The organism is Roseomonas gilardii (assembly GCF_001941945.1).
Taxonomy (GTDB): domain Bacteria; phylum Pseudomonadota; class Alphaproteobacteria; order Acetobacterales; family Acetobacteraceae; genus Roseomonas.
In genome coordinates this window covers 3,281,418-3,300,102 of the sequence record NZ_CP015583.1, presented here as the reverse complement: position 1 = coordinate 3,300,102, position 18,685 = coordinate 3,281,418, and the positions used below count along the sequence as shown (strand labels likewise).

The 18,685-nt window shown below is 72.2% G+C and carries 18 protein-coding genes; 8 read left to right on the top strand and 10 right to left on the bottom strand.

Features of this window, described 5'->3' with window-relative positions; all coding sequences use genetic code 11:
• Window positions 1-3: 3 nt before the first annotated feature.
• Window positions 4-3,303 (bottom strand): maltotransferase domain-containing protein, encoded by a 3,300-nt coding sequence (locus RGI145_RS15210; protein ID WP_075799010.1) that lies wholly within the window; start codon window positions 3,301-3,303, stop codon window positions 4-6.
• A 266-nt stretch (window positions 3,304-3,569) separates the two neighbouring features.
• Here RGI145_RS15210 and RGI145_RS15205 point away from each other — a divergent pair, with 266 nt between their 5' ends.
• Complete coding sequence (locus RGI145_RS15205) at window positions 3,570-4,016, top strand: DMT family transporter (RefSeq protein ID WP_075799009.1); 447 nt, start codon at window positions 3,570-3,572, stop codon at window positions 4,014-4,016.
• Window positions 4,017-4,121: 105 nt separating this feature from the next.
• Here the strand turns inward: RGI145_RS15205 and RGI145_RS15200 are convergent, their stop codons facing one another.
• A complete protein-coding gene (locus RGI145_RS15200) occupies window positions 4,122-5,105 on the bottom strand; it encodes an adenosine kinase (RefSeq protein ID WP_075799008.1) in 984 nt (327 codons plus the stop codon).
• A 274-nt stretch (window positions 5,106-5,379) separates the two neighbouring features.
• Between RGI145_RS15200 and RGI145_RS15195 the strand changes: the two genes are divergently transcribed.
• The 5 genes from RGI145_RS15195 to typA all read left to right on the top strand — a co-directional run bounded on the left by RGI145_RS15195 (window position 5,380) and on the right by typA (window position 9,978).
• A complete protein-coding gene (locus RGI145_RS15195; protein WP_167668291.1) occupies window positions 5,380-6,114 on the top strand; it encodes a bactofilin family protein in 735 nt (244 codons plus the stop codon).
• Window positions 6,115-6,189: 75 nt separating this feature from the next.
• Entirely contained in the window at window positions 6,190-6,669 is a 480-nt protein-coding gene (locus tag RGI145_RS15190; protein WP_237183087.1) for a hypothetical protein, read from the top strand.
• Window positions 6,670-6,868: 199 nt separating this feature from the next.
• A complete protein-coding gene (locus RGI145_RS15185) occupies window positions 6,869-7,114 on the top strand; it encodes a hypothetical protein (protein ID WP_075799006.1) in 246 nt (81 codons plus the stop codon).
• A gap of 151 nt (window positions 7,115-7,265) precedes the next feature.
• A complete protein-coding gene (locus tag RGI145_RS15180; RefSeq protein ID WP_075799005.1) occupies window positions 7,266-7,844 on the top strand; it encodes a hypothetical protein in 579 nt (192 codons plus the stop codon).
• Between the two features lie 304 nt (window positions 7,845-8,148).
• Window positions 8,149-9,978 (top strand): translational GTPase TypA, encoded by a 1,830-nt coding sequence (typA, locus tag RGI145_RS15175; protein WP_075799004.1) that lies wholly within the window; start codon window positions 8,149-8,151, stop codon window positions 9,976-9,978.
• Window positions 9,979-10,073: 95 nt separating this feature from the next.
• Here the strand turns inward: typA and RGI145_RS15170 are convergent, their stop codons facing one another.
• Window positions 10,074-10,334 carry a hypothetical protein gene (locus RGI145_RS15170; protein WP_075799003.1) on the bottom strand — a complete coding sequence of 87 codons (261 nt, stop codon included), beginning with the start codon at window positions 10,332-10,334 and terminating at the stop codon, window positions 10,074-10,076.
• On the opposite strand from RGI145_RS15170, the gene RGI145_RS15165 reads away from it, so the two are divergent.
• Entirely contained in the window at window positions 10,333-11,232 is a 900-nt protein-coding gene (locus RGI145_RS15165; protein WP_075799002.1) for a DMT family transporter, read from the top strand. The genes RGI145_RS15170 and RGI145_RS15165 overlap by 2 nt on opposite strands.
• 50 nt (window positions 11,233-11,282) lie before the next feature.
• On the opposite strand, the gene RGI145_RS15160 is transcribed toward RGI145_RS15165, so the two are convergent.
• From RGI145_RS15160 to glk, 7 genes are all read right to left on the bottom strand, one after another.
• Window positions 11,283-11,591: a hypothetical protein gene (locus RGI145_RS15160; RefSeq protein ID WP_075799001.1), complete on the bottom strand. Its 309-nt coding sequence runs from the start codon at window positions 11,589-11,591 to the stop codon at window positions 11,283-11,285.
• Window positions 11,592-11,639: 48 nt separating this feature from the next.
• Window positions 11,640-12,482, bottom strand: coding sequence for a SirB1 family protein (locus tag RGI145_RS15155; RefSeq protein WP_075799000.1), 843 nt, complete (start codon window positions 12,480-12,482; stop codon window positions 11,640-11,642).
• 47 nt (window positions 12,483-12,529) lie between these two features.
• Window positions 12,530-12,916 carry a histidine triad nucleotide-binding protein gene (locus tag RGI145_RS15150; protein WP_075798999.1) on the bottom strand — a complete coding sequence of 129 codons (387 nt, stop codon included), beginning with the start codon at window positions 12,914-12,916 and terminating at the stop codon, window positions 12,530-12,532.
• A 199-nt stretch (window positions 12,917-13,115) separates the two neighbouring features.
• Window positions 13,116-13,706 (bottom strand): phosphoribosyl-ATP diphosphatase, encoded by a 591-nt coding sequence (locus tag RGI145_RS15145; RefSeq protein ID WP_075798998.1) that lies wholly within the window; start codon window positions 13,704-13,706, stop codon window positions 13,116-13,118.
• A 1-nt stretch (window position 13,707) separates the two neighbouring features.
• Window positions 13,708-14,484 carry an imidazole glycerol phosphate synthase subunit HisF gene (gene hisF / locus RGI145_RS15140; protein ID WP_075800102.1) on the bottom strand — a complete coding sequence of 259 codons (777 nt, stop codon included), beginning with the start codon at window positions 14,482-14,484 and terminating at the stop codon, window positions 13,708-13,710.
• A gap of 129 nt (window positions 14,485-14,613) precedes the next feature.
• Window positions 14,614-16,230: an ABC transporter substrate-binding protein gene (locus RGI145_RS15135; RefSeq protein WP_075798997.1), complete on the bottom strand. Its 1,617-nt coding sequence runs from the start codon at window positions 16,228-16,230 to the stop codon at window positions 14,614-14,616.
• A gap of 135 nt (window positions 16,231-16,365) precedes the next feature.
• Complete coding sequence (glk, locus tag RGI145_RS15130; protein WP_075798996.1) at window positions 16,366-17,334, bottom strand: glucokinase; 969 nt, start codon at window positions 17,332-17,334, stop codon at window positions 16,366-16,368.
• A gap of 275 nt (window positions 17,335-17,609) precedes the next feature.
• Here glk and RGI145_RS15125 point away from each other — a divergent pair, with 275 nt between their 5' ends.
• On the top strand, window positions 17,610-18,668 hold the full coding sequence (locus RGI145_RS15125; protein ID WP_075798995.1) for a D-TA family PLP-dependent enzyme: 1,059 nt from the start codon (window positions 17,610-17,612) through the stop codon (window positions 18,666-18,668).
• Window positions 18,669-18,685 lie beyond the last annotated feature (17 nt).

Sequence of the window (18,685 nt, the reverse complement as noted above, 5' to 3'; positions counted from 1 at the left end):
TCGTCAGGTCCCGACAGGGTTCAGGCGCCAGATGGCGAAGGGCAGGTCGGCGGGGTCAAGCCGCATGTGCTGGGTCTTGCCCGCGAAGGCGAAGCGCTGGCCGCGCATCAGATCCTCGGCGGCGATGGAGGCGCTGTCCGGCAGGCCCCATTCCCACAGGGGCACCTCGAAACTGGCCTCCTGGGCGTTGAACGGGTCCATGCTCACCGCGACCAGCAGGCAGTTCGAGCGGTCCGGCGTCGCCTTGGCGAAGTAGAGGATGTTGTCGTTGAAGGCGTTGTGGAAGGTGACGCCCAGATGGCTGTGCAGCGCCGGGTTCTCCCGCCGGATGGCGTTCAGCCGGGTGATCTCGGCGATGATGTTGCCGGGGCGGTCATGGTCCCAGGCGCGGATCTCGTACTTCTCGCTGTCGAGGTACTCTTCCTTGCCCGGAGCCATCGGCGTCGCCTCGCAGAGCTCGAAGCCGTTGTAGACGCCCCAGAGCCCCGAGAGGGTGGCGGCCAGCGCGGCGCGGATCAGGTGGCCGGGGCGGCCGCTGGTCTGGAGGAATTTCGGGTTGATGTCGGGCGTGTTGACGAAGAAGTGTGGGCGGAAGAATTCCTTGGGCGCCGTGGTCGTCAGCTCCGTCAGGTATTCCTGCATCTCGGCCTTGGTGTTGCGCCAGGTGAAGTAGGTGTAGCTCTGCGAGTAGCCGACCTTGGCCAGCCGGTACATCACCTTGGGGCGGGTGAAGGCCTCGGACAGGAAGATCGCGTCGGGGAAGCGGGCCTTCACCTCCGCGATCATCCATTCCCAGAAGGGCAGCGGCTTCGTGTGCGGGTTGTCCACGCGGAAGGTGCGGATGCCGCGTTCCGCCCAGAACAGCACCGAGTCCCGCAGTGCGATCCAGAGCGAGGGCATGGCGCCCTCCGCGTAGAAATCGACGTTGACGATGTCCTCGTACTTCTTGGGCGGGTTCTCGGCGTATTTGATGGTGCCGTCGGGGCGCCAGTCGAACCATTCCGGGTGCTCGCGCAGCCAGGGATGGTCGGGGGAGCACTGGATGGCGAAGTCCATCGCCAGTTCCAGCCCGTGGTCGGCCGCGGCCTGGCGCAGGCGCTCGAAATCCTCCAGCGAGCCGAGCTCGGGGTGCAGGGCCTCGTGGCCGCCGGCCTCGGAGCCGATGGCATAGGGGCTGCCGGGGTCGTCGGGGCCGGGGGTGAGGGTGTTGTTGCGGCCCTTGCGGTTCTTCTTCCCGATCGGATGGATCGGCGGGAAGTAGAGCACGTCGAAGCCCATGGCGCGGATGCGCGGGAGCTGGCCGATCACGTCGTCGAAGGTGCCGTGGCGATGCGGGTCGCCGCTCTGCGAGCGGGGGAAGATCTCGTACCAGCTCGCGAAGCGGGCGGCGGTGCGCTCGGCCTCCACCGGGATCGGCGCGGAGCGGAGGCGGTGCGGGCGGTCGTCGGCCTCGGCCATCATCGCCGCCGTGTCGGGGGCGAGCAGCAGGGTGAGGCGCTCCGCATCCGCCGCGTCCAGGAGGCGGGCGGCGAGGGCTGCGAGGCCGGGAAGGTCGGAGCCGGCGCGGTCGGCGGCGGCGGCGACCAGGCGGCGGCCTTCCTCCAGCTCCAGGTGCACGGGCACGCCGGCCGCGTGTTTCTTGCCCAGTTCGTCGCGGAAGGCGGCGAAGACGTCGATCCAGCCTTCCACCACGAAGACGTGCCGGCCCAGCCGCTCCAGCGGGAAGGAGGCCGTCCAGCGGTCGTTGCTGAGCAGCACCATGGGCACCTCGTGCCACTCCGTCTCGTCGGCGGCGCGCCAGAGCAGGGCGGCGCTCAGCTTGCCATGGCCGTCGGTGAAGATGTCGGCCTCCACCGGGACCACCTCGCCGGTGATGCGCTTGGCGGGGAAGCGCCCGCCATCCACGCTGGGGGTGATGGCCTCGATGGCGATGCGGGGGCTTTCCACCGCGTCCTCGGCGGGCATGTCGGAGGCGTCGCGCAGGATGGGACGGCCGCGCCGGGCCGTGGCAGCGAGCACCGCGCCGGGTTCCAGCCGCAGCGGCGTGCCGGGCACCAGCGCCTGGGCCGAGGAGCCGCCGGGCACGGAGAAGCCGCCCAGCATGCCGCCCAGTTCCGGCAGCACGGTCTCGGGCATCAGGTCGCGGCCGTTCTGCGTGTCCGGGTTGGCGAGGATCAGCGCCGCCGCCCGGGCCGTGCGGGTGTCGCCGCCATCCAGGCGCAGCACCGCCGCCACGGGGGCGTTCGGCGCGGTGACGGAGCGGGTCTCGCCGCCGGCCATGGGGGCGAGGCGATGGGCCAGGGCCGTGGCCTCGCGGGTCGCGGCGGAAAGGTCGTAGGGGGCGTTGTCGCGGAGCCAGCTCCAGTCCCCGGGGCGCGCATGGGCCGGGTCGAGCGGCGTGCGGGCGCCGAACTCGAAGCCCATGGGCAGGACGAAGCCGTCGCCGAAGCCGGCGGCGAAGCCCAGGGCGCGGCGGGCGATCCGGGCGCGCTGCGTGGGGTCGGGCTGGTCCGCCGCCAGACGGGTTCCGAAGGGGTCCTCCGGGAAGGCCAGAGGCGGGGCGATGGCAGCGAGGACGTCGCGCTCCTCGAAGAGCCAGGGGGAGCGGTAGTCCCACCAGGCGGCCGAGCTGGCGGTGGCGGCGAAGCCCAGCCCCGCCAGACGGGGCAGGGCGTCGCGCGGCATTCCGGTCGTCCAGGCGATGAAGAGCGTGCCGGGGGCGGCGGCGATCAGGCGGCGCCAGGTCTCGGGCGGGACGTCGCCGGGTTCCTCGCAGCGGAAGCCCGCCACGCCCGCCTGGCTCCAGCGGCGCAGCCGGTCCGCCCACCAGCCGGACAGGGCCTCGTTCCGCAGGTCGCCCCGGACGGTGCCGCGCAGGGCGGGATCGGTGCGCGGATCGGGGCGCTGCCCGGCCGGATCGGCGAACCAGTCCGGGTGCTGCGCGCGCAGGGTGCCGTCCTCCGCCACCCGTTCGGGGACGAGGTCCATGAACAGCGCCAGCCCCTCGGCGCGGCAGGCGGCGGCGATGCGGGACAGGGCGGCGGTGCCGTCCTCGCCGGCTTCCAGCAGCGGGTGGGGGCGGTCGTGGTCGGCCACGTGGAACAGGTTGCCGGAGGCGCCCGTGGCGAAGACCGGCGGGATCGCCACGCCGCCGAAGCCCAGCCCGGCGATGCGGGCCAGTTCCGGCCCCCAGTCGCGCAGGGGGCCGAGCATCAGGGGGTGGAGATAGTAGAGCGGCGGCATGGAGCGGCCGGCCAGGGCGACGTCATGCGAGGTCTCGGGGGAGGTCTCGTGGCTGTTCATGGTCCTGGGCGCGTTCCGTTGGCCGGTCCCCGGGCGTCGAGCCCGGTGGCCGGTTCTGGCGGGAGGAAACGGTCATCGCAGTCCCCGGGAGAGCGGCCAAGCGAGCGGACTCGCAACTGGTCGTGATGCCCCCGGATGCCCCGATGGGAGTGCAACGCGAGGTGAGTGGATCGGTTGACCTGCATATCGCCACCCGCGCCGGGATCGGGCCTGCGCCGGCCGCCGCACCGTCCGGCGCCAGAGCGGGCGCAGGAGAAGGAGCCGCCATGCCTTGGGTTCTCTGGGGGCTGGCCCTGCTGGCCGGCGCGCTGAACACGGTCCAGTCCGGCACCAATGCGACGCTGAACAAGGCGCTGGGCCAGCCGGTCCTGGCGGCGCTGGCGGTCTATGCGGGCGGCGTCGCCGGGGCGCTGCTGGCCTCGCCCTTTCTCGGGCTGTCCTGGCACGGGCTGGGCGGGCGGGCGGCGCAGGTGCCGTGGTGGGGCTGGATCGGCGGCCTGCTCGGGGCGGTCTATGTGCTGGTGACGCTGACCTCGGCGCAGAAGCTCGGCGCCGGACCCTACACCGCCCTTACCCTGACCGCGGCGGTGGTGACCTCCGTGCTGCTCGACCATTTCGGCCTGGTCGGCTTCGAGGTGCGGTCGCTGAGCCTGCCGCGGGTGCTGGGCTGCGCGCTGATGATCGGCGGGGTCGTGCTGATCGCGCGCTACTAGGGCGGGGGGCCGGCGCGGCGGAGCCTTGCCCCCGAGGGGGTTCCCTCGGGGGATGGTGGCGGGGTGGAGACGAGGGGGCGTGTGTCCCCGGTCAGCCCTGGCCGGTCAGCCCTGGCCGATCAGCGCCTTCAGGTCCGTCTGCGGCCGGGCACCGAAATGCGCGATGACCTCCGCGGCCGCGACGCTGCCCCAGCGGCCGCATTCGCCCGGCGGCAGGCCGCGCGTATGGGCGGCCAGGAAGCCCGCCGCATAGGCATCGCCCGCGCCGGTCGTGTCCACCACCTGCGTCGGCACGGCGGCGACCTCGTGCACCTGGCCGTCCACGGCCACGACGCTGCCCTTCTCGCTGCGCGTCAGGACGGCCACCCGGACCTCGCGCTGCGCCGCCGCCAGGGCGTCCTCGAAGCTCTCCGTCTCGTAGAGGCTCAGGATCTCGGTCTCGTTGGCGAAGAGGATGTCCGTGCGCTCCTTCACGAAGGCCCGGAAGGCGTCGCGGTGGCGGCCGACGCAGAAGGGGTCGGAGAGGGTGATGGAGACCTCCCGCCCCGCGGCGCGGGCGATGTCGGCGGCGGTGCGGAAGGCCTGCTGCGCCGCCGGCGGGTCGAAGAGATAGCCCTCCATGTAGGTCACCTTCGCCCCGCGCACGGCGGCCTCGTCCACATCCGCCGGGCCGAACTCGACGCAGGCGCCGAGATAGGTGCTCATGGTCCGCTGTCCGTCCGGTGTCACCAGGATCAGGCAGCGCGCGGTGGGCGTGCCGCCGGTCGAGGGCGCGGTCGGAAAATGTACGCCGATGGCCCGCATGTCATGCGCGAAGACCCGGCCGAGCTGGTCGTCGGCGACCTTGCCGAGATAGCCCACCTTCGCCCCCAGCCCCGCCGCGACGGCGCAGGTGTTGCCGGCGGAACCGCCGCTGCTTTCCGTCCCCGGCCCCATCACGGCATAGAGGGCGTCGGCCTCGGCGGTGTCGATCAGGCGCATCTCGCCGGGCGTCAGGCCACGGGCGCGCAGCAGGTCCGGCTCCGCACGGGCGATCACATCCACGATGGCATTGCCGATGCCGAGGATGTCGAGGGACGGGGCGGTCATGCGCGGACTCCGGAAAGGGAGTGCGGGCGTAGCAGGCATGGCGCCGGACGTCAGCCTGCCGGGGGAATCCAGGGGTGATTCCGTCTGCGTGGGCGCGGGGATGGCGATTCTGCAACACCCTCCGTGCCGATCAGCCACAATTGATGATCGTCACGCCAGCGTGCTAGCCGGTGGGTCCCGGAAGTGCGCGGCGGGGGCCGCGCCAGCCGGGACCGCCGGGCCGAGGGGAGACCGTTCCGGTGGGTGCTCAACGCAAAAAAGGGGGAGCAGCTTCATGTCCGTCTTCCGACGCAAGCGGGAGGATGCTGTTCCGCCCGCGCCCGAGGCTTCGTCGGCCGCAGTGCCTGTTGCCCGTGATCCAGAACTGACCGTGCCGCCCTTCCGCCCGGCGCCGCCGGCGGGCGCCGCGAAGGACCCCGCCATGAGCCTGCCGCCGAAGCCGAACGCCATGCCGGGCCTGCCCCAAGGCATGAACCCCGGAGGGATGAATCCCGGAATGAACACCGCGCCCAACGCCCAGCCCAGCCCCTTCCCCGGCGCGCAGCCGCGCCCCGGCGCGCCGTCCGGCCCCATGGGTGGCCCGCTGCCCGCCTCGGCGGCGCCGCAGCGCCCGCAGGCGCCGCAGGAGGCCGAGCGCCGCACCCTCGTGGTCGGCAAGGGCATCAGCCTGCAGGGCACGGTCTCCGACGCCGAGCGCCTGGTGGTCGAGGGCACGGTCGAGAGCCAGATGATCCACGCCCATGAGCTGAACATCAGCGGCACCGGCGTGTTCAAGGGCGAGGTCGAGGTCGAGAATGCCGAGGTCGCCGGCGTGTTCGACGGCACCATCACCGCCCGCGGCAACCTCGTCATCCGCGCCACCGGCCGGGTGCTGGGCGTGGCCCGCTGCCGCCGCCTGCAGGTCGAGGATGGCGGGCAGCTGTCCGGCCGCATGGAGATGCTGACGGACAACAACCCGCCGCGCATGGGCGTGCCGGCCTTCCCCAGCGCCGAGCCTGCCGAGGTCTGATCCATGGGGCGGCACCGTGCCGCCGCACACCGGATGCGAGGGGGCGGGCTCTTCAGGGCCTGCCCCCTTCTTCTTGTGCCCCTGCTGGCCGCCTGCGCGGGGCCGGCGGACGGGCTGCCGGATCGCGGCGCGGTCCTGGACGAGGTGATGCGGAACTACCGCGCCAGCCTGATCGCCGTATCCGGCGAGAACCCGCTGCCCGCCGGGGCGCCGGATGGGGTGCCGGATGGGGCACCGGGCGGGACGGCCGGACCGGCGGCGGTGCAGCCCGCTGTGGCGCTGCGCCCCGGCACGCCGCCCGCCAGCGTGGCGAGCCTGCGGGGCCAGACGGGCCCCGCCGTCCGCGCCGCCCTGGGCGAGCCGGTCTTCCGGCGGGCCGAGGGGCCGGCGGAGATCTGGCTCTACAGCGGCCAGCGCTGCCAGCTCGACCTGATCCTCTATCCGGCCGGGCGGGAGATGCTGGTCGCCTGGGCCGCGGCACGCGCCGCCGGAACCGGCCGCGTGACCGAGGAAGCCTGCCTGCGCGAGGTCGGCGGCCGCGTGCCGGGCGCCTGATCCGCCGTGCCCGGCCTTTTCCAGTCCCTGCTTTCCGGGGAGGGGCGGGGCGCGCCGCCCCTGTCGCCCGGCGCGGGGAGGCCATGCTTCCGCCTCCATGCCGCCATGGGCCGGGGACAGGCTGGCAACCTTCCCGCGCGGGGGAGGTTGATCGCCCATGTCCCCCCGGACGAAACCGCGCTCCGATGAGGAGAGAACCATGCCCAGAGCCCTGATCCGCCTTGCCGCGGCCACGGCCATGCTGGCCGGCCTGGCGGCCTGTGCCGGCGACCGCCCCCCTGGCACCGGGGCCGCCGCGGCGACGGCGCCCTATTCGGCGGGCCTCGCCCCGACCCAGCTCGTGCCGGGGCGGGACATGGACCGCCCGCTGACCTCCCTGCGTCCGAGCCGCGACGGCATGGAGCCGACGGTGGACGCCAACTCGCCGGCCCGGATCACGGACTGACCCAGCGCCGCCGCGTCCGGCCCCCTTCCTTCCGGTCCGCTGTTGGCACAGGCTGCCTGCCGCCGGACCGGATTTCGCGGGGCCCGGCCCAGGCCGGGCTCTCGCCCCCTTCCGAACCCGGAACGAAGACCGGAAGAAACGAGGAGAAATCATGTCCACGCGCTTCCTATCCCTTTCCCTGAGCGCGGTGGCGCTCTCCGCCCTGGCGCTGACGGCACCCGCGCCCGCCCGGGCCCAGAGCGCCATCAGCGAGATGCAACGCGCCCATGGGAACCCCGCCGCCGTGCCCACGGTGCCGGGCCAGAACCAGATCGCCCGTCAGGCCGACCAGAGCGACATCAACGATATCCACGGCTTCCTGACCTCGGCCCGTGCCGCCGTGGCGCGGCGCCAGTTCGGCCAGGCCAACGAGTTCGTGGAGCGGGCGGAAAGCCGCATCCTGACCCGCAGCCTCTCGGCGACGGCGCCCAGCGCCTCCGCCGCCAATGCCGAGGTTCTGGCCCAGGCGGGCCGACCCTATGAGGGCCCGGTGGTGCGGGCGCTGTCCCAGGCCCGCGCCGCGCTGATGCGCCGCGATGCCCGGGCCTCGCTGGCCGCGCTGAACGAGGCGGATGCGGCGCTGAGCCGCCCGGCCCCGCCGCCGCCCGGCATGCGCCCGATGCCGCCCCCGCCTCCCGGCAGCATGCCGCCTCCCCCTCCGGGCAGCATGCCGCCGCCGCCGATGCGCTGACGCGAAGGGAAGGCCGGGCCGGAGGTTCCCGGGCCGGCCTTTCCCCCCGGGCGGTCGTTCCGGAAGTTTTTGTGACCTTCACGGGTGACAGGCTACGGAGCGGCTTCCCAGGAGGCGGATTCTGGGTTCTGATGGAGCCGGAACCCGCCTTTCCCATCCTGGGAACAGGCGCGCGCGTCTGCGGCGAGCCCGGCGCAAGGCTTCAACACTCGCTTTTTGCCGCCCGGTCGCCTATTTGTGTGCCGCAACATGGCGCTGTCGGGGCATTTCCGGCTTGCGCAACGCTACCGGGACATCCCTGCTCATGGAACTTCGCAACGTCGCGATCATCGCGCACGTCGACCACGGCAAGACCACGCTCGTCGATAACCTGCTGAAGCAGGCGGGCGCCTTCCGCGCCAACCAGGCGGTTGCCGAACGCGCCCTGGACCGCAACGACCTGGAGCGCGAGCGCGGCATCACCATCCTCGCCAAGTCCACCGCGGTCGAGTGGAAGGGCGTCAAGATCAACATCGTGGACACGCCGGGCCACGCCGATTTCGGCGGCGAGGTCGAGCGCATCCTGTCCATGGTGGACGGCGCCATCGTGCTCTGCGATGCCGCCGAGGGGCCGCTGCCGCAGACCAAGTTCGTGCTGACCAAGGCGCTGGCCCGTGGGCTGAAGCCGATCGTGGTCATCAACAAGGTGGACCGCCAGGACGCCCGTCCGGACGAGGTCCACAACGAGGTGTTCGACCTCTTCGCCGCGCTGGGCGCGACGGATGAGCAGCTCGACTTCCACACCATGTTCGCCTCGGGCCGCCAGGGCTGGGCCGATCTGACGATGGACGGGCCGCGCAAGGACCTGTCGCCGATGTTCGACCTGATCCTGAGCCATGTGCCGGCGCCGAAGGTCGATCTCGACAAGCCCTTCGCCATGAACGCCTCGATCCTGGAGGCGGACAACTTCCTCGGCCGCATCCTGACCGGGCGCATCGAGCAGGGCACCGCCAAGGTGAACATGCCCGTCCGCGTGCTGCGCCAGGACGGCACGGTGGTCGAGACCGGCCGCCTGACCAAGCTGATGACCTTCTCCGGCCTGGACCGCGTGCCGGTGGACGAGGTGCAGGCGGGCGACATCATCGCCATCGCCGGCCTGTCCGACGCCACCATCCCGGACACCATCGCCTCCCCCGAGGTGACGGAGCCGCTGCCGGCCATCCCGGTCGATCCGCCGACCCTGAGCATGACCTTCCGCATCAATGACGGCCCGCTCGGCGGCCGCGAGGGCAAGAAGGTCACCTCCCGCCAGATCCGCGACCGTCTCTTCAAGGAGATCGAGGGCAATGTCGCGATCCGCGTGAAGGACAGCGAGGAGGCCGACAGCTTCGAGGTCTCCGGCCGCGGCGAGCTGCAGCTCGGCGTGCTGATCGAGACCATGCGCCGCGAGGGCTTCGAGCTCACCATCGGCCGCCCGCGCGTGCTGACCCGCGAGAACCCGGAGACGGGCGAGCGCGAGGAGCCCTTCGAGGAGGTGCTCGTCGATGTGGACGAGGAGTTCTCCGGCGTCGTCGTGGAGAAGCTCTCCATGCGCAAGGGGCAGATGCAGGACATGCGCCCCTCGGGCGGCGGCAAGGTGCGCCTCACCTTCCACATGCCTTCGCGCGGCCTGATCGGCTATCACGGCGAGTTCCTGACGGACACGCGCGGCACCGGCATGATGAACCGGCTCTTCCTGGGCTATCAGCCCTGGGCCGGGCCGATCGAGGGCCGCCGCAACGGCTCGCTGATCAGCAACTCCGATGGCGAGGCGATCCAGTACGCCCTGTTCTACCTGCAGGAACGCGGCACGCTCTTCGTCGATCCGGGCGTGAAGGTCTATGTGGGCCTGATCCTCGGCGAGCACTCCCGGGACAACGACCTGGAAGTGAACCCGATCAAGGAGAAGAAGCTCACCAACATCCGTGCCGCCGGCAAGGACGAGGCGCTTCTCCTGACCCCGCCCCGCCGGATGAGCCTGGAGCAGGCCATCGCCTATATCGAGGAGGACGAGCTGGTGGAGGTGACGCCTTCGGCGATCCGCCTGCGCAAGCGCTACCTCGACCCGCATGAGCGCAAGAAGCACGCCCGCCGTTCGGAGAGCGCGGCGGCGTGAGCCACACCCCCGGGGCCAAGTGCCCCCGGGACCGAAACGGGGCGGCGTGCCGAAGGGTGCGCCGCCCTTTTTCGTGCGCGGGCGGCGCATCCGCCTCAGGCCAGGGCGATCACCCGGCCCGGCCTGCCCAGGGCCAGATGCGCGCCCTTCTCCGGCACCGCGTCGAGGTTCGTCAGGCATTCCACATCCCAGCGCCCGGCGGGCAGCCAGCCGTAGTGGACGGGGAAGGGCCGCGCCCGCAGGGAGGCCGCTTGGGGGCGGGGGCGGATCCCGGCAAAAGGGGCGGAACGCCGAGGGCGGCCGAATCCGCCCCGCACCACCACGAGGTCCCACCCTTTGCCCAAGCCCCATGGCATGCGTTTGTCGGACTGGGGGCTGCTCGGTCTCCTCTCGCTCCTCTGGGGCGGCTCCTTCTTCTTCTCGAAGGTCGCGCTGGCCGAGCTGCCGCCCCTGACCGTGGTGCTGGTGCGCGTCGGCATCGCCACCTGCGCCCTGTGGCTCTACCTGCGGCTGCGCGGCATCCCGGTCCCGGCCGGGATGGGTCTGTGGCGGGCCTTCTTCGGCATGGGGCTGCTGAACAGCCTCGTCCCCTTCACGCTGATCTTCTGGGGGCAGACCTTCATCGGCAGCGGGCTGGCCTCCATCATCAACGCCACGACGCCGGTCTTCGCCATCCTGGTCGCCCATGCCCTGACCGATGACGAGAAGCTGTCCTGGGACAAGCTGGCCGGGGTCGCGCTCGGGCTGGCGGGCGTCGTCGTGCTGCTGGGCGGCGCGGTCGCGCCCGGATCGGGCGGCGCGCTTCCCGGCGTGCTGGCCTGCCTGGGGGCGGCGCTCTGTTACAGCCTCGCCAATACCTATGGCCGGCGCTTCCGCAGGATGGGCATCGAGCCTGCCCAGGGCGCCTTCGGGCAGATCGCGACGACCACGGTCATGGCGCTCCCGCTCGCGCTGCTGGTCGACCGGCCCTGGCAGGTCGCCGCGCCGGGCGCGGCGACCTGGGCCGCCCTGGCCGGCCTGGCGCTGCTCTCCACGGCCCTGGCCTATATCCTCTACTTCCGCCTGATCGGCACGGTCGGGGCCACGAACACCTCCCTGGTCACCATGCTGGTGCCGGTCAGCGCGATCCTGCTGGGCGTGGGCATTCTGCACGAGCGGCTCTCGCTGGCCCAGGTCGGGGGGATGGTGCTCGTGGGGATGGGGCTGGTGGCGCTGGACGGGCGGGTTCTCCGCCGGCTGCGGCAGGCAGCGTGACCGGTGCCCCGGCGGGGCATCATGGCGCGCGTCGTCCCTGTCCGCACTGCCTAGGCGAACTGTCCCCGCAGGAAGCCCAGCGCCGGCAGGGGCGTCCATTTGCGCGGCAGGTCGGCGCGGCGGATCGGCGCCACGCTGTAATGCGGTACGGGCTGTTCGCTGCTGCGCAGGAAGGTGGCGTAGGCGCGGACCTGCTGCTCGCGCCAGTTCCGGTCCGCCAGGGCGGCATCCCGGCTGGCGTAGATATTGGCCACGCGGTTGGTCTTGCCGACCGAGGCGATCACCGCCCAGATCCTGTCCTCCGGGGAACCACGAAGGGAGGGGCCCTGGGCGGGCCGCAGGCTGACGACTTCACTCATCCCCATCATCTAAGCGCGCCCCGGCACGGGCCAAAAGGGGAAACCTGCTCAGTTCAGCCTTTGCCGCAGTTCCTCGATGAGCTGGCGGATGCGCTCGGCGGATTCGCCGGCTCCGGCCAGTTCCAGGAAACGCTCCAGGCTGGCGATGGCGGCGCCGATGCGGTCCAGGCGCTGGTTCATCAACCCGGCCTCGCGCCACAGCATCGCGGCATCGGGGGCGAGGCGCAGCATGTCCTCGGTGCAGGACAGGGCGCCCGGCACGTCGCCGGCGCGCAGGCGGCGCAGCTTGATGTTGTTCTGCAGCCGCAGCAGCACGGCGCGCTTGCCCATCGGCGCCAGCAGGCCGGGGCGCAGCTCGGCGCGCTCGCCCTCCACGGCCTTGAGCAGGTTCCGCAGCTCGCGCGGGCCCAGGGGCTGGCCGCCGGAGAAGGGGTCGGTCACCACCTGGCCGCGCGCGCCCTCGATGCCCAGCAGGAAATGGCCGGGGAAGTCGATGCCGTGCGCGCCCCAGCCGGCGGCCTCCGCCGCGTGCAGCCAGAGGATGCCCAGCGCCACCGGCAGGCCGCACCGCCGTTCGGTGACGCGGATCAGGTTGGCGTTGGCGGGATCGTCGTAGCTCTCGGAATCGCCATGGTAGCCGCCGGCGCCGTGGATCACCCCTGCCAGCAGGGCGCGCCGCGCCTCCGGGTCGCCGCCATCCGCCTCGGGGTCGGCCATGGCGGCCTGGACCGTTTCCCGCGCCAGGGCGGAGAGCCGCGCCTGCGCCGTCTGCCAGTCGGCCTCCGGCGCGTCGATGCGCGCGAACTGGAGGGCGACGGCGACGAGGTCCAGCTCCGGGTCGGGCAGGCCCCCCGCCGCGTCGAGCGCGGCCCGGGCCTCGGCGGCGCTCATGCCGGAGGGGCGGTCGGAAGGGGCGCCGGCGGGGTCACGGCCTCCGCTCAGCCTTCGGCCGGGGAGAGCATCCGCCCCAGCGGCCTGCCACCGAAGAGATGGACATGGAAATGCGGCACCTCCTGCCCGGCATTCTCCCCCATGTTGGACAGGATGCGATAGCCCGGCTGCTCCAGGCCCAGATCCCGGGCGACCTTGGCCACGGCGCGCCAGAAGCCGGCGAGTTCGGCCTCGCTGGCCTTGCCGGCGAAATCCGCCAGCGAGACGTAGCGGCCGCGCGGGATCACCAGGACGTGGATGGGCGCCTGGGGGGCGATGTCGTGGAAGGCGACCGCCCACTCATCCTCGTGGATCGTCTTGGCCGGCAACTCGCCACGCAGGATGCGGGCGAAGATGTTGCCGTCTTCATAGGGCGGAAGGCCGCTGACGGGCATGGTGTGTTCCTCCGGACTTGCCCCTCTTTCCTGGGACGCGCCGTGGCGGGACGCAAGGGGGGCGATGCGGCGGGGGAGCGGGACGCATCCGGGGCGTGCCGCCGGAAACGGCCCGCCGTACCGGCGCGTGGAGGGCGGACCTGTCCCGGGGGAAGCGGCCGCGGAAGTGTTCCGGGAGGCCCCCTTCCGGGCAACCCCCTCAGGGCAGCTTGGTGGTGCGGGCCGCGCGCAGGATGCCCTTGGGCCGCGCCGCCTTCTCGGCGATGCCGCTGATGCCCTCGCGCCGGGCCAGCTCGCCCCAGACCTCCTCGGGGCGGATACCCGCATCCACCCAGACCACGATCAGGTGATAGAGCACGTCGGCGCTTTCCAGCACGGTGGCCTTGCGGTTGCCGAGCGTCGCCTCGATCACGCATTCCACCGCCTCCTCGCCCAGCTTCTGGGCGACCTTGGCGGTGCCGCGCGCCATGAGCCGCGCGGAATGGGAGGCGGTCACATCCCCCGACAGGCGGCGCTGCTCCACCGTCTGCCAGAGCCGGTCGAGGATCGTGACATCGCCCCGCGCCGGGATGTCGAGCGGCAGGAGATGCTTCTTTTCCGCCACGCGGACGCGCTTGGCGGGCGGCAGCGGCACGGAAGGCAGGGTTTCCGGCAGGGGCAGGGCGGCGACGGCCTTCTTCTTGCCCTTGACGGCCGGCTTGGGCTTGCCCTTCGCGGCCGGGATGGCGGCGGCGCGCTTCTTCTTGCCCTTGGCGAGATCCTCGCGGGTGCTCTTGCTGTCCTTGGCCATGTCAGGCGGCCTCCGCCTCGCTGGTCGGGCGCACCGGCAGGCCGGCGGCGGCGAGCGCCGCCTTGGCTTCCCCGATGCGCATCTCGCCATAATGGAACACGCTGGCGGCGAGCAGGCCGGTGGCCCCGGCCCGCGCGCCCTCCACGAAATGCGACACGTTGCCGACGCCGCCGGAGGCGACCAGCGGCAGCCGCACCGATGCCCGCACCGCGCGCAGCAGGTCGAGGTCGAAGCCGGATTTCGTGCCGTCCCGGTCCATCGAGGTCAGCAGCAGCTCCCCCGCGCCGAGCGCGGCGACGCGGCGGCACCAGTCCACCGCGTCGATGCCGGTGCCGCGGCGGCCGCCATGGGTGAAGACCTCCCACTTCCCGGGCGCGACGTTGCGCGCATCCACCGCCACCACGATGGCCTGGGAGCCGAAGGCCTCCGCCGCGCGGCGCACGAGTTCGGGATCGGCCACGGCGGCGGAGTTGATCGAGGCCTTGTCGGCGCCGGCGAGGAGCAGGGCGCGCACATCCTCCACCGAGCGGACGCCGCCGCCGACGGTGAGGGGGATGAAGACCTTCTCCGCGGTGCGCGACACGACGTCGAGCATGGTGCCGCGGTTCTCATGCGTCGCGCCGATGTCGAGAAAGGTGATCTCGTCGGCGCCCTCGGCATCGTAGAGGCGGGCCTGTTCCACGGGGTCCCCCGCATCGCGCAGCGACACGAAGTTGACCCCCTTCACGACACGCCCGTCCTTGACGTCGAGGCAGGGAATGACACGCAGGGCGAGCAGGGCGGCGGTTCCTCCGGGGCGGGAAGGGAGCGACTGTGACAAGGCCGCGATGCGCCGGAAGTTGTTCCGGGTCAAGCTGGGACCCGTGCATCCTGCTCATGTGATCCCGGCCGCGGGGAGGGGCGCCCGTCAGGGCGCGGGCCGCAGCCCCTGGGCCAGGGTGTATTCGTCGCGCCGCGCCTCGTAGCGCAGGCCCTTCCGGCTGGCCCAGCTGTTGTTCAGCAGGAAAAGCGGCATCAGCCCGACATCCCCGGTGGCCAGCTTCGTCGCCTGTTGCAGCAGCGCCTCCCGCCGGCCGTCGTCCAGCGTGACCAGGGCTTGGTCGATCAGCCCGTCCAGCGCCGGGTTGCTGTAGCGGCTGAAGTTCGGCTGGCCGCGCCCGGCCTCCCGGCTGAAGGTGGCCACCACGTTGCGGAGGAGGGAGGAGGCCTCGTTGCTGCTGCTGCCCCAGCCGCCGAGGCGGATCGGCAGGTCCGCCTTCGTGCCGCGCGCCAGATAGACCGACCAGGGCAGGGCCTCGACCGTGGTGGCGACGCCGATGCGGCTCCACATCTGTGCCACGGCCTGGGCCACCTTGGCGTCGTTGGGATAGCGGTCGTTTGGCGTGGTCAGGGTGACGCGCAGCCCCTTCGGGAAGCCCGCCTCCGCCAGCAGGCGGCGCGCGGAGGCGGGATCGTGCGGCGGCACCGGAACCTCCGGCGCGTAGGACCAGGTGCCCGCTGGCAGCCACTGCCCCGTCGGCGTGGCGGTGTTTTCCATGATGCGCGTGGTCAGCGCCTCCCGGTCGATGGCGATGTTCAGCGCCTGCCGCACCCGCCGGTCGAGGAAGGGGTTGCGGCCGAGCGGCTGGCCGTCGATGGCGCTGACGCCGGGCACGTCGCCTTCGCGCGAGAAATCCGTCTGCAGATAGATCAGGCGCGTGCCCTGCACCGTGGTGACGGCGAGGCGCGGGTCGCGCGACAGGCGGGGGAGGTCGTTGCTGGGCACCTGGTCGATCAGGTCCACGTCGCCGGCCAGGAGGGCCGCGACGCGCGAGCCGTCATTGGCGATGAAGCGGTAGTGCACCTGTGCCCAGGGCTCCCGGCCGCCCCAGTAGTCCTCGTTGCGCACCAGTTCCGCGCGGTCGCCGGCGATGAAGGAGGCGTAGCGGTAGGGGCCGGTGCCGATCGCCGCCTTGCCGTTGTTGAAATCCTCGGGCTTCGCATCCCGCACGGCGTGGCGGGCGATGATGGCGATGTTGGCGAGGTCGCTGGGCAGCAGCGGCCAGGGCTGCTTCGTCTCGACGCGCAGGGTCAGCGGGTCCGGCATCTCCACCCGCGCGATGGGGCGCACCGCGCTGACGAAGCCGCCCTGGGCATTCGGCAGGCGCTCGAAGGTGAAGGCCACGTCGTCGGCGGTGAAATCGCGCCCGTCATGCCACTTCACGCCGGGGCGCAGGCGGAATTCCCAGACCCGTTCCGACACGGCGCGCCATTCCGTCGCCAGGCCGGGCCGCAGGTTGCCCGCGGCGTTCTGCAGCACCAGCCGGTCGAAGACATGCAGGCCGAGCGCGTTGTTCGAGGCGGTGTTGGAGATGTGCGGATCGGCCGAGGCGACCGGGCTGGCGCCGGCGATGGTGACGCTCTGCGCCTGGGCGGGGGAGGCGGGCAGGGCGAGGAGGGCCGGGGTGAGAAGCGTTGGGGCGAGGGCCAGCAGGGCGAAGGCAGCGTGGCGTGCCGGGGCGCGGTTCTGTCGGGAGGGCATCATGGCGTGGCCTGGATAGCCTGTTACCAGCAAGCAAGATAGTGTTTTATTTGAAAATACTTTTCTAGATCGTGATATATGCCGGGTCCGTTGCTGGAGGCATCTCCAGGCGGCAGCCTGGAGGGCAGCGTGGCCCCGCTACCGCGCGTGGTGCAGGGCGAAGGCTGCGGCGGCGCCGTAGAGGCCGGGCTGCGGATGGGTGATCCGTTTCACGGGAATCGCGGCCATGTTGGTCTCGAAGCGGCCCTTGGCGGTGAAGCGGTCGGCGAAGCCCGAGACGGCGAGGCGGTCGGCGATGCGCGGCACGATGCCGCCGGCCAGCACCACCGCCTTGGCGCCGTGCACCAGGGCGACATCGCCGCAGAAGGTGCCGAAGGCCAGGCAGAAGCGCTCCAGCGCCGCGGCCGCCAGGGCGTCGTCGCCGGAGGCGGCGGCCTGCCACAGCGCGGTGTCGGTGCTGTGGGTGGGCGCGCGGCCCTCGATGGCGGCCAGGGCCTCGTAAATGTTGAGCAGGCCGGGGCCGGAAACCACGCGTTCCGAGGAGACGCGGCGGAAGCGGTCGCGCAGCCGTTGCAGGATGCCGTCCTCCAGCCGGTCCACCGGGGAGAAGTCCATGTGGCCGCCTTCGCATTCGATCACATGGACATGCCCATCCCGCCGCAGCACCAGCGCGACGCCGAGGCCGGTGCCGGGGCCGATCACGCTGATCGTGCCGCTTTCCGGCAACGGAAGGTCCGGCCCGCAGAGATGCGCCAGGTCTTCGGGGCCGACGGCGGCCACGGCATGGCCCACCGCGCCGAAATCGTTGATCAGGGTGATGTGTTCCACGCCGAGCTGGGCGGGGAGCTGCGCCGGGCGGATCACCCAGGGGTTGTTGGTGAGCTTCAGCACCTCCGTGTCCACCGGGCAGGCGACGGCGATGGCGGCCTCCGGCGGCGTGGGGCGGCCGAGATGGCGGGCGAAGCCCTCCCAGGCGGTCTGCAGGCTGGCATGCTCGGCGGTCTTCAGCACCACCGGCTCGCCGAGGGAGAGGACGCGGCCGCCCTCGACCTCCGCGATGGCGAAGCGGGCGTTGGTGCCGCCGATATCGGCCGTGACGATCTCCATGCGGGCCTTCTCCGTGGTTGCGTGGCCGCCGGGCGGCCGGTGGCGCGGCTCCGGACTCTGCCCGGCGGCGCGGCGGCGTCCACCATGCCAGCCATCGCATCCGCGCGACAGGCGGCGGGGCCGGGGGGGGCTCGGTTGAGCCCCCGGCGCGGAAACCACGGGCGATGCGGGGTTGAGGCCGGGGCGATCGCCCTCTATCCCCGGGGGGACGCATCCCGGCGGCCGCTTCCCGGCCCGATCCGGAATGGGGTGCGGGCTGCGGAAAGGATGGGCGGATGCGGGTCGAAGAGCTGGAAACCCCGGTGCCGGTGGTGGATCTCGACGTGATGGAGCGCAACCTGAAGCGGATGCAGGACTACTGCGACGCGCATGGCATCGCGTTGCGGCCGCACATCAAGACGCACAAGCTGCCGCGCCTGGCGCAGCGGCAGGTGGAGCTGGGGGCGAAGGGCATCACCTGCCAGAAGCTGGGCGAGGCCGAGGTGATGGCCGATGCCGGGCTGGACGATATCTTCATCTCCTATCCGCTGATCGGCGAGGCCAAGGCGCACCGGCTCGCGGCGCTGGCGAAGCGGGTGCGGATGCGGGTGGCGGTGGACAATCCGCTGGCGCTGGCCACGGCGGCGCAGGCGGCGCGCGAGAGCGGCGCCGAGATCGGCGTGGTGGTGGAGTTCGACAGCGGCAACAAGCGCACCGGCGTCGAGACGGTGGGCGAGGCGCTGGCGCTGGCGAAGGAGATCGCGGCGACGCCGGGGCTGCGCTTCGACGGGCTGATGACCTATCCGACCTCGGCGCGGACGAAGACCTTCCTGGAGGAGGCGCGGCCAGCCTTCCGCGAGGCGGGGCTGGAGATCCCGATGCTGTCCGGCGGCGGCTCGCCCGGTGCCTGGACGGTGCACGAGGTCGCGCCGATCGACGAGATGCGCGTCGGCACCTACATCTACAACGACCGCGCCATGGTCGGCGCGGGGGCCGCGACGCTGGACGACTGTGCCATGACCGTCTGGGCCACGGTGATCAGCCGCCCGGCCGAGGGGCGCGCGATCCTCGACTGCGGCTCCAAGACGCTTTCCAGCGACATGGTCGCGCCCGAGGTCGGGCCTGGCTACGGGCTGATGCCCGACTATCCGGATGCGGTGATCACCCGCGTGAACGAGGAGCACGGCACGGTGGATGTCAGCCGCTGCGCGAAGAAGCCGGAGCTCGGCGAGCGCGTGCGGATCATCCCCAACCACACCTGCGTCGTGACCAACCTGCATGACGAGGTGGTCTTCGCCCGCGACGGCGAGGTCGTCGGCTCCTGGCCGATCCCCGCCCGCGGCATGACGCGCTGAGCAAGGAGAGAGACGCG

Excerpts from the sequence above, each read along its gene's own strand:
- RGI145_RS15145 (WP_075798998.1), bottom strand. The coding sequence starts at position 13,706 with ATGGCCAAGGACAGCAAGAGCACCCGCGAGGATCTCGCCAAGGGCAAG.
- RGI145_RS15125 (WP_075798995.1), top strand. The coding sequence starts at position 17,610 with ATGCGGGTCGAAGAGCTGGAAACCCCGGTGCCGGTGGTGGATCTCGAC.
- RGI145_RS15165 (WP_075799002.1), top strand. The coding sequence starts at position 10,333 with ATGCGTTTGTCGGACTGGGGGCTGCTCGGTCTCCTCTCGCTCCTCTGG.
- RGI145_RS15160 (WP_075799001.1), bottom strand. The coding sequence starts at position 11,591 with ATGAGTGAAGTCGTCAGCCTGCGGCCCGCCCAGGGCCCCTCCCTTCGT.
- RGI145_RS15195 (WP_167668291.1), top strand. The coding sequence starts at position 5,380 with ATGTCCGTCTTCCGACGCAAGCGGGAGGATGCTGTTCCGCCCGCGCCC.
- RGI145_RS15170 (WP_075799003.1), bottom strand. The coding sequence starts at position 10,334 with ATGCCATGGGGCTTGGGCAAAGGGTGGGACCTCGTGGTGGTGCGGGGC.
- RGI145_RS15185 (WP_075799006.1), top strand. The coding sequence starts at position 6,869 with ATGCCCAGAGCCCTGATCCGCCTTGCCGCGGCCACGGCCATGCTGGCC.
- RGI145_RS15150 (WP_075798999.1), bottom strand. The coding sequence starts at position 12,916 with ATGCCCGTCAGCGGCCTTCCGCCCTATGAAGACGGCAACATCTTCGCC.
- RGI145_RS15135 (WP_075798997.1), bottom strand. The coding sequence starts at position 16,230 with ATGATGCCCTCCCGACAGAACCGCGCCCCGGCACGCCACGCTGCCTTC.
- RGI145_RS15180 (WP_075799005.1), top strand. The coding sequence starts at position 7,266 with ATGTCCACGCGCTTCCTATCCCTTTCCCTGAGCGCGGTGGCGCTCTCC.
- RGI145_RS15200 (WP_075799008.1), bottom strand. The coding sequence starts at position 5,105 with ATGACCGCCCCGTCCCTCGACATCCTCGGCATCGGCAATGCCATCGTG.
- typA (WP_075799004.1), top strand. The coding sequence starts at position 8,149 with ATGGAACTTCGCAACGTCGCGATCATCGCGCACGTCGACCACGGCAAG.
- RGI145_RS15155 (WP_075799000.1), bottom strand. The coding sequence starts at position 12,482 with ATGAGCGCCGCCGAGGCCCGGGCCGCGCTCGACGCGGCGGGGGGCCTG.
- RGI145_RS15205 (WP_075799009.1), top strand. The coding sequence starts at position 3,570 with ATGCCTTGGGTTCTCTGGGGGCTGGCCCTGCTGGCCGGCGCGCTGAAC.
- RGI145_RS15210 (WP_075799010.1), bottom strand. The coding sequence starts at position 3,303 with ATGAACAGCCACGAGACCTCCCCCGAGACCTCGCATGACGTCGCCCTG.
- glk (WP_075798996.1), bottom strand. The coding sequence starts at position 17,334 with ATGGAGATCGTCACGGCCGATATCGGCGGCACCAACGCCCGCTTCGCC.